We start from the raw sequence: 12,999 nt of genomic DNA on the forward strand, positions 1-12,999 counted from the left end.
GTCCAGCCCCTTGAATCTGCTGCAACACATCGCCCAGTCACGTCACCTGTTACGCAAGTCGGAGCTCAAGGTCGCCGACCACGTGCTGCTTGACCCTGCGGCGGTGATGCACAGTTCCATGGCCGACCTGGCCCACAGCGTCGGCATCAGCGAGCCGACCATCGTGCGCTTCTGCCGGGCCATTGGCTGCTCCGGGTTTCAGGATCTCAAGCTCAAACTGGCGCAGAGCCTGGCCGCCGGTGCCAGCTTCGGCCAGTTCGCGATCCATGAAGACGACTCGGTCGCCGACTACAGCCTGAAAATTTTCGACACCACATTGCATACGCTGATGGAGGTTCGCGAGAAGCTCGATCCGGTGGAATTGCAGCGTGCCGTGACGCTGATGTCCCAGGCGCAGCGCGTCGAGTTCTACGGCTTTGGTGCGTCGGGCGCGGTGGCGGCGGATGCGCAGCACAAGTTCTTCCGTCTGCTGCTGACCGCTGCGGCGTATTCCGACCCGCACATGCAGGCGATGTCGGCGGTGACCTTGAAGCCGACCGACGTGGCGATCTGCATTTCCCAGTCCGGGCGTTCCAAGGATCTGCTGATCACTGCCAACCTGGTGCGCGAGAGCGGCGCCTCGCTGATCACTTTGTGCCCGAGTCAGACACCGTTGGCCGAGCTGTCGACGGTCAACCTGGCAATCGATGTACACGAAGACACCGAGATCTACACACCGCTGACCTCGCGCATTGCGCATCTGGTGGTGATCGACGTGCTGGCGATGGGCGTGGCGATGGCGCGTGGGCCGAGTCTGGTTAACCATCTCAAGAGTGTGAAACGCAGTTTGCGTAGCTTGCGGTTGTCGCCCAAAGCCGTGAAAGCCCTCGATGACTAAAGTCATCGTAAGGTCGTTCCGACCTTAATCGCGGGCAAGCCCGCTCCCACAGGGATTGATGGTGTTCACGAATTGTGTGCTCCACACAAAAACCTGTGGGAGCGGGCTTGCCCGCGATGGCGTCCTCGAAAAAAACACGGTTATAAGAAATTTTCATCGCACTGTCATCCCCGCGCAGCCAAACCGTCATCCCCCACGCCTATCGTGAAACTCCCGTACTCGCCTTGGGAGACTCGAAATGGCTCAGCCCTACGAAGAACGCAACAGCGCCGCGAAAACCCGTCGTCAGCAGGAAGACCAGCGCCGCATGGAATTCCGTCGCGCCATCGAAGATCGCTTCGAACTCCGTCAGCTTCAGAGCGAAATCAGCGATTTTCCCGAGGACATCGAACTCAACTACTGGCAGGCCGCACCGGCAGTTTCCCGTCGAATCGCTCAACCAGCGCGCTGATCTGCACCCGCTCGCTGCGGATAAACGCCAGGAAGGCATGCGCCACCGGTGACAGCCGTTTGGCCTTGGCTTGCACCAGACACCAGCTGCGAAACAGCGGCAACTCTTCGACCGGCAGCTCCACCAGGCCGCCGGTCGCCAGTTCCAGGTTCAGGGCATGGCGGGTCAACAGCGCCAGACCCAGACCCGCCACGACGCATTCACGTTGAGCTTCGGCCGAGGCCACTTCCTGAGTCTGGGTGAAGTGCACGCGTTTCTCTTTGAAATACTCTTCACAGGCCAATCGCGTACCTGAACCCGGTTCGCGGATCAGCAGCGTGTAAGGCTCAAGATCCTGCAGGCGCAGCGGCCCCATGTGCGCCAGCGGATGGTCCGGGCGCGCCACGACGACAATCGGGTTGTTCAGAAACGGCAGAAACTCCAGCCCCATGTCCTGCGGCACCATCGACATGATCACCAGATCATCGCGGTTGTCCGAGAGGCGGCGAATCACCTGGCCGCGGTTGACCACAGTCAGCTGCAGGTTCACTTCCGGGTGCTGGCGCTTGAACGCGGCGAACAGGTGCGGCACGAAGTATTTGGCACTGGATTCCACTGCCAGCTTCAACTGGCCTTGCAGCGAGCCCTGCATGTCCGACAGCTGCATGTCGAGGTTTTCCAGGCGGCCGAAAATATCCCGGCTGGCGCGCTGCAGGGCTTCGGCGGCCTCGGTCATGTAGAGTTTTTTGCCGACATAATCGAATAACGGCTGCCCGATCAACTCTTCCAACTGACGAATCTGTAGGCTGACGGCCGGTTGTGTGAGAGACATTTCATCGGCAGCGCGGCTGTAGGAACGTAAATCACACACTTCGTTGAAGATCTGCAATTGGCGTAATGTCATACGCATCAAGGACTTACGCATTTCTTATAGGCTCTGGCTACAGGCTGATGGTTTAACTATAAGTCTTTGCTTATGCATGACCCAATTTTTATTCATTTTTGTTAATCCCTTGCGAGCGCTAGTGTGGGGCTGCGACTAAATTGAAACATTTAGTCACGCGTCGACCTGGGTCTAGCAGGTCGTGGTGCCACCGGCTCAAGGGAACCTCCAAGTGATAACAAAGATCCTGATCGCCAACCGTGGTGAGATTGCCGTACGAATCGTGCGAGCCTGCGCCGAAATGGGCATTCGCTCGGTTGCGATTTTTTCCGACGCCGACCGCCATGCCCTGCATGTGAAGCGCGCGGACGAAGCCCACAGCATTGGTGCCGAGCCTCTGGCCGGTTATCTGAACCCGCGCAAGCTGGTGAATCTGGCGGTGGAAACCGGTTGCGATGCATTGCATCCCGGTTACGGCTTCCTTTCGGAAAATGCTGAGCTGGCAGACATTTGCGCCGAACGCGGAATCAAGTTCATTGGCCCGTCGGCGGAAGTCATTCGCCGCATGGGCGACAAGACCGAAGCCCGGCGCAGCATGATCAAGGCCGGCGTCCCCGTCACCCCAGGCACCGAAGGCAACGTCTCCGGTATCGAAGAAGCCTTGGCCGAAGGCGACCGCATCGGTTATCCGGTGATGCTCAAGGCTACCTCTGGTGGTGGCGGGCGCGGCATCCGTCGCTGCAACAGCCGCGAAGAACTCGAACAGAATTTCCCTCGGGTGATTTCCGAAGCGACCAAGGCTTTCGGTTCGGCGGAAGTGTTCCTGGAAAAATGCATCGTCAACCCGAAACACATTGAAGCGCAGATCCTCGGCGACAGCTTCGGCAATGTCGTGCACTTGTTCGAGCGTGACTGCTCGATCCAGCGCCGCAACCAGAAGCTGATCGAGATCGCCCCGAGCCCGCAACTGACCCCGGAACAGCGCGCCTACATCGGCGACCTGTCAGTGCGTGCGGCCAAGGCTGTGGGTTACGAGAACGCCGGCACCGTGGAGTTTCTGCTCGCCGAGGGCGAGGTGTACTTCATGGAGATGAACACCCGGGTGCAGGTGGAGCACACCATCACCGAAGAAATCACCGGGATCGACATCGTCCGCGAACAGATCCGCATCGCCTCCGGCCTGCCGCTGTCGGTGAAACAGGAAGACATCCAGCACCGTGGTTTTGCGTTGCAGTTTCGCATCAACGCCGAAGACCCGAAAAACAACTTCCTGCCGAGCTTCGGCAAGATCACCCGCTACTACGCCCCCGGCGGCCCGGGCGTACGCACCGACACGGCGATCTATACCGGTTACACCATTCCGCCGTTCTACGACTCGATGTGCCTGAAACTGGTGGTCTGGGCGCTGACCTGGGAAGAGGCGATGGACCGTGGCCTGCGCGCGCTGGACGACATGCGCCTGCAAGGCGTGAAGACCACCGCCGCGTACTACCAGGAAATCCTGCGCAATCCGGAATTCCGTAGCGGCCAGTTCAATACCAGCTTCGTTGAAAGCCACCCTGAACTGACCAACTACTCGATCAAGCGCAAACCCGAAGAGCTGGCTCTGGCCATCGCCGCCGCCATCGCCGCCCACGCAGGCCTGTGAGGATTATAAGAATGAGCAAGAAGATCTTTGTCACCGACACCATCCTGCGCGACGCTCACCAATCGCTGCTCGCCACCCGTATGCGCACCGAAGACATGCTGCCGATCTGCGACAAACTCGACAAAGTCGGCTATTGGTCGCTGGAATGCTGGGGCGGTGCGACGTTCGACGCCTGCGTACGCTTTCTGAAAGAAGACCCGTGGGAGCGCCTGCGTCAACTGCGCGCCGCGTTGCCCAACACCCGCCTGCAAATGCTTCTGCGCGGGCAGAACCTGCTCGGCTACCGCCATTACAGCGATGACGTGGTCAAAGCCTTTGTCGCCAAGGCCGCGGTCAATGGCATCGACGTGTTCCGCATCTTCGACGCAATGAACGATGTGCGTAACCTGCGCGTGGCCATCGAAGCGGTGAAAGCTGCCGGCAAACATGCGCAAGGCACTATCGCCTACACCACCAGTCCGGTGCACACCATCGACGCGTTCGTGGCGCAGGCCAAGCAGATGGAAGCCATGGGTTGCGACTCGGTGGCGATCAAGGACATGGCCGGTCTGCTGACCCCGTACGCCACCGGTGAACTGGTCCGCGCCTTGAAGGCCGAGCAGTCGCTGCCAGTGTTCATCCACTCGCATGACACGGCTGGTCTGGCGGCGATGTGCCAATTGAAAGCCATTGAAAACGGCGCCGATCACATCGACACCGCGATCTCCAGCTTCGCCTCGGGCACCAGTCATCCGGGCACCGAGTCGATGGTTGCTGCGCTCAAAGGCACCGAGTACGACACCGGTCTGAACCTGGAGCTGCTGCAGGAAATCGGTCTGTACTTCTACGCCGTACGCAAGAAGTACCACCAGTTCGAAAGCGAATTCACCGCCGTCGACACCCGCGTGCAAGTCAACCAAGTGCCGGGCGGGATGATCTCCAACCTTGCCAACCAGTTGAAAGAGCAGGGCGCGCTGAACCGCATGGCCGAAGTGCTGGCGGAAATTCCGCGGGTACGTGAAGACCTCGGCTTCCCGCCGCTGGTAACGCCGACCTCGCAGATCGTTGGTACCCAGGCGTTTTTCAACGTGCTGGCTGGCGAGCGCTACAAGACCATCACCAATGAAGTGAAGCTGTACCTGCAAGGTGGTTACGGCAAGGCGCCGGGCGTGGTCAACGAGAAGTTGCGTCGTCAGGCCATCGGCAGCGAAGAGGTGATCGACGTGCGTCCGGCCGATCTGCTCAAGCCGGAAATGACCAAGCTGCGTGCCGACATCGGCGCACTGGCCAAGTCCGAAGAAGACGTGCTGACTTTCGCCATGTTCCCGGACATCGGGCGCAAGTTCCTCGAAGAGCGTGCCGCCGGCACCCTGGTTCCGGAAGTGCTGTTGCCGATCCCTGAGGCCGGTGGTGTGGCGAAGGCCGGCGGCGAAGGCGTGCCGACCGAGTTTGTCATCGACGTCCACGGCGAAACCTACCGCGTCGACATCACTGGTGTCGGCGTGAAGGCCGAAGGCAAGCGTCACTTCTACCTGTCCATCGACGGCATGCCGGAAGAAGTGGTGTTCGAACCGCTCAACGAATTCGTCGGCGGTGGCAGCAGCAAACGCAAGCAGGCGTCGGCACCGGGCCATGTCAGCACCACCATGCCAGGCAACATCGTCGATGTGCTGGTCAAGGAGGGCGACACCGTCAAGGCTGGCCAGGCTGTATTGATCACCGAAGCGATGAAGATGGAAACCGAAGTCCAGGCAGCGATTGCCGGCAAGGTCACCGCCATTCATGTGGCCAAGGGCGACCGGGTCAACCCGGGCGAAATCCTGATCGAGATCGAAGGCTGAGATAACCGCCGCGATCCAACGCTTTAAACCTCGGGGGGGCATGTGCTCCCCTTTTTTTTCGCCTGCAATATGCTGTTCTTTGTAGGGGCTGCCGCAGGCTCGGGCCGCGATCGGACGATCTTTTGACTTTGCTCTTGGAGATCAAAAGATCGCAGCCTGCGGCAGCTCCTACAGGGTAGCGTTGTGTCAGAACGCCATTCGCCACTGGCCTGTCACGCCGTAACTGCGGCTGTCGTTGCCGGCCTCGCCGCTGAGGCCAATGCCCAGAGTGTTACGGGCGGACAGGGTCAGATCCAGACCTGCATCCAGCGTGAAGCTGTTGCGATCCATCTCGGCGCCAGTGACTTCAAAACTTCTACCACCCTTGACCAGGTGCTGGCGCGTTACGTTGTCCAGATCGCCGTAGGTGTGTTTCACGCTCGCGCTCAGGCGCGGCGTCAACTGCATACCGTTGGACAGTTGGTTGGTGCTCGTCAGGCGCAGGCCGAGGGTGCTGCTCGGATTCGCCTGGGTCTGACCCTGAACCTTGAGCGCCGCATCGCCACCTTTCTCGGTGTAGCCGTCACGTTGATAGCGTTGATAGCCGACGCTGGCGAACGGCTCGATGCTGACGTCGCCACGACCGAGGTTGTAGCCGACTTCGGCAAAGGCGTGCTGGGTGCTGGCGTCATAGCGGCTCTTGAGCCGATCGCTGAAACCATTGAAGGCGACGCGACGTTTGCCGCTGCCGTCATGGCTGCCGTACGAGGCGCCCAAGCGCAAGGCGAACGGGCCATCCTGACGCAGCGCGTAGGCGCCGAGGTGCCAGCTGTCGAGATCACCGTCGAACTGTTGGGCATCGAAGCGGGTTTGCGCTTTTGCACCCATCAGGCCGACATGCCATTGTTCGTCGATTCGCCAGTCGGCCCCCATGACCAGACCTTGGGTGGAATGCTTCAGGACACTGGCGGCGTCACGATCAACCTGGCCGCCATGCCCCAGCGTTTGCAGCCAGACCCGCCCGTTGCCTTCGCCACCAGCCGTCAGGCGCGGTGCATTCCCAGAGCTTGGCGCGCCATTGCCGCTGTCCAGTTGATGCATGGCCGAAAGCATGCTGGCGCTGAGCGGATTGACGCTGCTCAGTGTGGCTTTGGCGAGGTTGGCGTTGCTGCCGGCGGCGAGTTGTTCGAGGGCCAGGCTGGCCGTCGGCTTGCTGGCACCGAGCAGGGCCGTGACGGCAGTATTTTGAGGTGTGGCCGCGCTGATGGCTTTGCTTGTCTGGCGAAGTGCCTCAGGCTCTTGAGGTTGCTGAGGTTGCTGAGGTTGCTGAGGTTGCTGAGGTTGCTGAGGTTGCTGAGGTTGCTGAGGTTGCTGAGGTTGCTGAGGTTGCTGAGGTTGCTGAGGTTGCTGAGGTTGCTGAGGTTGCTGAGGTTGCTGAGGTTGCTGAGGTTGCTGAGGTTGCTGAGGTTGCTGAGGTTGCTGAGGTTGCTGAGGCTGCTGAGATGGGGAGGGTGTCTCGTCAATGCTCTGGGCGAGCGCCTGACTACTCTGCGTGGTCGCAAGTTTTTCGAGCGGCACATCGTTACGGGCATAGAGCAAGCCCACTCGTTGTGCTTCGTAGTGCAGCGTCGGGGTCATGTAGGCCAGATCGTTTTCAACGGTGCCAAACTGTCCCTCAATCGTTTCCGCTTGCAGAACAGTGTGCTGACTGCTTTGCAGATAGTCGCCGGCGGTGACGAGTTTCAGGGTGGCGTCACCCAAATGAGCGGTTCCTTTTACGACCACCGTCTGACTGTTGCCGGATGCATCCACGGCATAGGCCAGCACGGCAGAATGGGCCAGGCGCAGATCTCCCGAAACCTCGGGTGCGCCGTAGACATCGTCGACGGTCATGCGTCCGTACACATTCAAATGATTTACCGCACCATTACCGGCTATATGGGCGTTTTCATGAACATCCACCGTGCCGTCGATGAGGCCCTGGTTGGTCAGGTCACCGCCAGACGCGACAGTGGCGCCGCCATTGATCGCTCCTTTGTTGATCAGAATCCCCTCGGTCACTGCCGTACCCAGAATTTGCCCATCGTTGACCAGCATTGCCTTCGGATGGACCAGTACGCCGATGTTGAAATCACCCGGTCCGCTACGGGTCCAGTTCCCGCGCCTGACCTCCAGCCCGCTGAAGTTACGGGTTTCACCCAGCACGCCTTTCTTGTTCGCGTCGAGTTGCAGCAGATTGTCGCCCCCGCCACCGTCGACCAGACCGGCGAAACTGCCGCGAGATTGCACGGTGACAAGATCGTTGCGGCCATCGAGCGCCAGCGCTACACCTTCCTGCGCCGGATACGCTTTGCTGACCTTCAGTTGGACGGTGTCCGGATGATTGGCGAAAGCGTTGATCGCTGATTTGAACGTTTCAGAGGGGGCGGGAGAGATGCCTTGAGTGTCGGGCGGTGTGTCCTGAGCCATGGACAGATCAGCACATCCCATCGCCAGAGTAATGGCCAGTGTCAGGTGTTTCGGTCGAAAGTGGAATTGAACGGGCATCGAGTTCAGCCTCTCTTGGAAGGAGGCCAAACTCTAAGTTGGAGGCTGCAGGCACCGATGTCAGCCGGATCGCCCGGTGCTGCGGGCTACGTCGTTTTGATCGGCGGAAAAGGCCGGATCAACGCAGATTTGCGCATTACGTCCTGCCGGCCTGCTGCCCTTTCCTACAAGTTGTGTTGTCACTGGCCGCTGGTAATGATCAGAAAGTCATCTGCCACTGCTCGATCCGCCCGTGGTAGATGTCTGTCGACGCATCAGCTCAGCTACGCCGCACATAAGCCTTGCCATAATGCCGTTCCATGCGCGCCTGAATCAGCTCCAGACCGATCGACATCAGCCAGTAAATGATCGCCGCCGTGGTCAGCATCTCGATGTAGCGGTAGCTCGAGCGTCCGTAGGACTGCGCCAGAAACATCACTTCCCAGACGCCCATCACCGAGATCAGTGACGAGTCCTTGAGCATCGAGATGAACTGGTTGGTGGTCGGCGGGATGATCGTGCGCATCGCCTGGGGCAGGGTGATGCGCCAGAAGATCACGCTCTCGCGCATGCCCAGCGCCAGCGAAGCTTCACGTTGGCCGTAGGGCACGCCGAGAATGCCGGCGCGGAAAATCTCGCTCAGGTACGCGCCATAGTTGAGTGACAGGGCAATGATCCCGGCGACCACTGCGCCGGGCACCACGCCCAGTTGCGGCAGGCCGAGGTAGATCAACAGGATCTGGATCAGCAGCGGCGTGCCGCGAAAGAACGAGGTGTAGAAACTGGCGATCCCGAACGCCACGGCGCTTTTCGACAGGCGCGCGAGGGCGGTGACGAAGCCCAGCAAAGACGAAGCGACGATGGCGCACGCGCAAAGAAACAGGGTCAGCGCCGCGCCCTGCAGAAAGCCGTTGGGCGCCAGGTGCACGCCGAGCAGATTCGGCAGCTTGTCGAGGATGATCGAGAGCTTCAGATCGAAGCTCAGGAAAAACCCGGCGAACAGGCTGAACATCGCCGCCCAGGTCAGGTACAGGCGCGTGCGGAAACCGAACAGCCGTTGCAGGCGCGATTCAGCCACCGGTTGCGGCGGCTGTGGAGGTGTCGGGAAGGCAGTCATTGGCTGATATCGGCGCCGATCCATTTCTGCGACAGCGTGCTCAGCGTGCCGTCCTGCTTGAGTTGCGCAAACACCTCGCGCACCTTGGCGTCCCACTCGGCATCACCCTTCTCGATGGCCACCGAGTTCGGCTCCGAGTACAGCGGCGCGCCGGCCAGTTTGAAGCGCTGGTCCTGATTCAGGCGCGGCTGCGCGGTCACCAGATTGGTGAGGATGGCGTCCAGGCGCACACCGGCGCCCAGGCCCAGGTCCTGGAAGGCGACGTTGTCGGTATCGTAAGGAGCGATCTGCACATCTTCGAACGGGTACTCCAGGCGCGTGTCTTCGGCGCCTTCAATGACCAGATTCTTGTTCAGATAGCTTTCGTAGCTGGAGGCGCTGGTCAGGCCGACTTTCTTGCCGCTCAAGTCCTTGGCGCCGTGGATGCGATTGTCCTTGGCGTTGACCACGATCACGGCCGGCGAGGCGTAGTACTCGACCGGGAAATCGAACACTTCGGCGCGCGCCTTGCTCGGGGTCATGGAGCAGATACAGATGTCATAGCGCCCGCTCCAGCGGCCGGCAGCGATCACGTCCCAGGATGGCGTTTCGAGGCGCAGCTTGACCCCCAGTTTTTCCGCGACGGCTTTGGCGACGTCGACGTCGAAGCCGTCGAGTTGATTCTGCTCATTGAGAAACGAGAAGGGCGGGTAGCTTTCCATCAGCACGCCGACCAGCTCTTTTTTCTGTTCGACGCGATCGAGTGTGGCGCCGCCGAAGGCTTGAGTGGACGCGGCCAGAATCGTCAGGCCCAAGGCCAGTAGCGGTTGAAGTTTCACAGTCGACACCTGAAAAAAGGGGTTGTTATTAACCGAATGGTGCGTATTAAATAGTTATAAGAACTACTCTGGTAGTGAGAAATATTCATAAGCATATGAGCGAAAAGCATATGGGCACAGCAAGCACGGTAATTCTCGATGGCGGCATGGGCCGTGAGTTGCAACGCGCCGGGGCGCCGTTTCGGCAGCCCGAGTGGTCGGCGCTGGCCCTGATCGAAGCGCCGCAAGCGGTCGAAGCGGTGCACGCCGCCTACATCGCCAGCGGCGCCAATGTGATCACCAGCAACAGTTATGCGGTCGTGCCGTTTCATATCGGCGAGGCGCGGTTTGCCGCTGAAGGCCAGGCTCTGGCGGCGTTGGCGGGCGAGCTGGCACAGCGTGCGGTGCAGGCGTCGGGCAAAGCGGTGCGAGTCGCCGGTTCGTTGCCGCCGCTGTTCGGTTCCTATCGCCCGGACCTGTTCGAAGCGACGCGGGTGAACGAATTGCTGGCGCCACTGGTGACCGGCCTGGCGCCGCATGTCGATCTGTGGCTGGCGGAAACCCAGAGCTCGATCATCGAGGCGCGTTCCATTCGTGCCGGTCTGCCGCAGGACGGCAAACCGTTCTGGCTGTCGTTTACTTTGAAGGATGAAGACACCGACGAAGTACCGCGTCTGCGTTCCGGCGAACCGGTGGCCGAAGCAGCGGCCGTGGCGGCGGAGCTGGGCGTCGAGACGCTGCTGTTCAACTGCAGCCAGCCGGAAGTGATCGGTGCGGCGATTGATGCGGCGCGCGATACCTTCGAACGCCTGGGTGTGCAGATTCATATCGGCGCGTATGCCAATGCGTTTCCACCGCAACCGAAAGAGGCAACGGCCAATGACGGTCTCGATCCGTTGCGCGATGACCTGGATCCGCCGGGTTATTTGCACTGGGCGATTGACTGGCAGCAGCGGGGCGCCAGCCATTTGGGCGGTTGTTGCGGGATCGGGCCGGAACACATTGCGGTGCTGGCGCAGAAACTGGGGTAAACAACAGATCAAAAGATCGCAGCCTTCGGCAGCTCCTACAGGGGATTGATGTTCACCCTGCAGGAGCTGCCGATTTTGCTTTGACGATTTAACTACGGCACTCGACCAAGCCTTTCACCTGCCCGGTCGGCGTCTGGTTGGCATCGCTCAACCACTGCTCGAACCCTGCCGCAATCGCCGGCCATTCTGAATCCAGAATCGAATACCACGCGGTATCGCGGTTCTGGCCCTTGACCACCATGTGCTGGCGGAACACGCCTTCGAAGCTGAAGCCCAAGCGTTCGGCGGCGTATTTGGAGCGCGCGTTGCCGTTGTTGCACTTCCACTCCAGGCGCCGGTAGCCCAGCGCGAAGGCATATTTGGCGAGCAGGTACACCGCTTCAGTGCTTTTCGGCGAGCGCTGCATCGACGCGCCGAAGGTCACGTGGCCGATCTCGATGCGGCCTTGCGCCGGGACAATCGACATCAGACTCAAAATGCCCTGCACCTGACCCGAGGCGCGGTCGACGATGCTGAAGAAATACGGATCGCTGCTGGCCGCATGGTTGTTCAGCCAGTCATTGAACACGCTGCGCTGCGGAAACGGCCCGTAGGGCAAGTAATCCCACAGCTTCGGGTCGGCGCCGGGGCCCTCAAGGGCGTTAAACAGCTCGTCGCCGTGGCGCGCCGGGTCAAGTCTTTCCAGGCGGATAAAGCGGCCTTCGAGCAGTTTGCTGGTGGGCGCCGGGACGCCTTTCCAGTCGGCGAGTGAAGTGGTCATGTACGCGGCTCCTTAAATGGCTTTGCGAAACTGGATGAACCCCGGGCGCTCGGCGATGCGCTCGTAGAGCTGGATCGCGGTAGCATTGGTTTCGTGGGTCAGCCAATGCACCTTGCAGCAACCGTCGGCCTTGGCGGTGGCGTAGACGTGTTCGATCAGCCGGCGTCCGACGCCAGTGCCACGGGTCTCTGGCGTCACCAGCAGGTCCTGCAGGTAACAGGAGTTTTCGATGCTCCAATTGGAACGGTGATAGATGAAATGCACCATGCCCACTGCTTTACCGTCGGCCCAGGCGAGGGCGGCGTGGGTCGGCTCGCTCGGGTCGAGGAAACGCTGCCAGGTGCTGTGGCTGACGGCGTCCGGCAACTCGGTGTTGTAGAAGCGCAGGTAGGCCTGCCACAACGGCAGCCAGGCAGTGTGATCACCGGCAGTCACCGGGCGGATCTGGATCTGACTCATGCTGATTTCCTTAACGCATCAAGTGGGCGAGGGTCTGGTCATTGATGTCGGGGCTGGCAGCCAGGCCTTCGCGCACGCCGGCAATGTCTTCGGCGCTGCGGTTCTGGCTGAGCTTGCGCTTGCCTTCGAGGCGGTCGATGGGAATGGCGAAACCGACGATGGCCTTGAGCATGCCGTCGATGTAGTCGGCTGGCGCGTCGTCGACCTTCCACGGCTGCGCGCGCCCGGCTTCATGGCGATCAGTCAGTGTGCTGACGATGTCGAGCAGCCGCCCGCCGTCGCTGAAGGTTTCGGCGTGGCCGTAGGCGTGCACGGCGACGTAGTTCCAGGTCGGCACGACTTTGCCGTGCTCGGCCTTGCTCGGGTAAAACCCGGGGCTGACGTAGGCGTCGGGGCCGGCAAATATCAGCATCGCTTCAGCGCCGTCGCGCAGGTCTTTCCATTGCGGATTGGCTTTGGCCAGGTGCCCGTACAGCGTGCCGTTCGGACCCTGTTCGCGGTGCAGCAGCACCGGCACATGGCTGGCTTGCAGACCGTTTTCACCTTGACTCACAAGAATGGCAAGGCGAGTGGCGAGGATCAGTTCGTGCAATTGCGACAGGTCGTCGATGGCGAAGGCGCGGGGCGTGTACATGGAGAGATTTTCCTTGGCGAATGCCTGCATCCTAGGCA

At 60.7% G+C, this 12,999-nt stretch carries 12 protein-coding genes; 5 read left to right on the forward strand and 7 right to left on the reverse strand.

The annotated features are described in order from the left end of the window. The first annotated feature begins 10 nt into the window (after positions 1-10). Positions 11-877, forward strand: coding sequence for a transcriptional regulator HexR (gene hexR / locus AB1J88_RS21025; protein ID WP_007962240.1), 867 nt, complete (start codon positions 11-13; stop codon positions 875-877). A 238-nt stretch (positions 878-1,115) separates the two neighbouring features. Further along, the gene (locus AB1J88_RS21030; protein ID WP_430291894.1) at positions 1,116-1,328 is read left to right on the forward strand and encodes a PA3496 family putative envelope integrity protein; all 213 of its coding nucleotides are present in this window, start codon (positions 1,116-1,118) and stop codon (positions 1,326-1,328) included. Here the strand turns inward: AB1J88_RS21030 and AB1J88_RS21035 are convergent. Next, positions 1,270-2,232: a LysR family transcriptional regulator gene (locus AB1J88_RS21035; protein ID WP_430291895.1), complete on the reverse strand. Its 963-nt coding sequence runs from the start codon at positions 2,230-2,232 to the stop codon at positions 1,270-1,272. The two genes, AB1J88_RS21030 and AB1J88_RS21035, sit on opposite strands and share 59 nt — an antisense overlap. 190 nt (positions 2,233-2,422) lie before the next feature. On the opposite strand from AB1J88_RS21035, the gene AB1J88_RS21040 reads away from it, so the two are divergent. Next, the gene (locus AB1J88_RS21040; protein ID WP_041073867.1) at positions 2,423-3,838 is read left to right on the forward strand and encodes an acetyl-CoA carboxylase biotin carboxylase subunit; all 1,416 of its coding nucleotides are present in this window, start codon (positions 2,423-2,425) and stop codon (positions 3,836-3,838) included. 11 nt (positions 3,839-3,849) lie between these two features. Continuing rightward, positions 3,850-5,658 carry a sodium-extruding oxaloacetate decarboxylase subunit alpha gene (oadA, locus tag AB1J88_RS21045; RefSeq protein WP_007962245.1) on the forward strand — a complete coding sequence of 603 codons (1,809 nt, stop codon included), beginning with the start codon at positions 3,850-3,852 and terminating at the stop codon, positions 5,656-5,658. 186 nt (positions 5,659-5,844) lie between these two features. Here the strand turns inward: oadA and AB1J88_RS21050 are convergent, their stop codons facing one another. The 3 genes from AB1J88_RS21050 to AB1J88_RS21060 all read right to left on the reverse strand — a co-directional run bounded on the left by AB1J88_RS21050 (position 5,845) and on the right by AB1J88_RS21060 (position 10,098). Beyond that, positions 5,845-8,184, reverse strand: coding sequence for an autotransporter outer membrane beta-barrel domain-containing protein (locus AB1J88_RS21050; protein WP_430291896.1), 2,340 nt, complete (start codon positions 8,182-8,184; stop codon positions 5,845-5,847). A gap of 259 nt (positions 8,185-8,443) precedes the next feature. Continuing rightward, positions 8,444-9,280 carry an amino acid ABC transporter permease gene (locus AB1J88_RS21055; RefSeq protein ID WP_003229672.1) on the reverse strand — a complete coding sequence of 279 codons (837 nt, stop codon included), beginning with the start codon at positions 9,278-9,280 and terminating at the stop codon, positions 8,444-8,446. Further along, a complete protein-coding gene (locus AB1J88_RS21060; protein ID WP_430291897.1) occupies positions 9,277-10,098 on the reverse strand; it encodes an ABC transporter substrate-binding protein in 822 nt (273 codons plus the stop codon). Before AB1J88_RS21060 ends, AB1J88_RS21055 begins: the two co-directional genes overlap by 4 nt. A 110-nt stretch (positions 10,099-10,208) precedes the next feature. On the opposite strand from AB1J88_RS21060, the gene AB1J88_RS21065 reads away from it, so the two are divergent. Next, the gene (locus tag AB1J88_RS21065) at positions 10,209-11,108 is read left to right on the forward strand and encodes a homocysteine S-methyltransferase family protein (RefSeq protein WP_430291898.1); all 900 of its coding nucleotides are present in this window, start codon (positions 10,209-10,211) and stop codon (positions 11,106-11,108) included. 88 nt (positions 11,109-11,196) lie between these two features. Here the strand turns inward: AB1J88_RS21065 and AB1J88_RS21070 are convergent, their stop codons facing one another. Genes AB1J88_RS21070 through AB1J88_RS21080 form a run of 3 tightly spaced genes read right to left on the reverse strand, consistent with a single transcriptional unit; the run spans position 11,197 to position 12,961 of the window. Beyond that, complete coding sequence (locus tag AB1J88_RS21070; RefSeq protein WP_430291899.1) at positions 11,197-11,868, reverse strand: GNAT family N-acetyltransferase; 672 nt, start codon at positions 11,866-11,868, stop codon at positions 11,197-11,199. A 12-nt stretch (positions 11,869-11,880) separates the two neighbouring features. Beyond that, positions 11,881-12,327 (reverse strand): N-acetyltransferase family protein, encoded by a 447-nt coding sequence (locus AB1J88_RS21075; RefSeq protein WP_430291900.1) that lies wholly within the window; start codon positions 12,325-12,327, stop codon positions 11,881-11,883. Positions 12,328-12,337: 10 nt separating this feature from the next. Next, positions 12,338-12,961, reverse strand: coding sequence for an FMN-binding negative transcriptional regulator (locus AB1J88_RS21080; protein ID WP_430291901.1), 624 nt, complete (start codon positions 12,959-12,961; stop codon positions 12,338-12,340). Between the last annotated feature and the right edge of the window lie 38 nt (positions 12,962-12,999).

Source organism: Pseudomonas sp. S8 (assembly GCF_050473925.1).
Classification (GTDB): domain Bacteria; phylum Pseudomonadota; class Gammaproteobacteria; order Pseudomonadales; family Pseudomonadaceae; genus Aquipseudomonas; species Aquipseudomonas parakoreensis.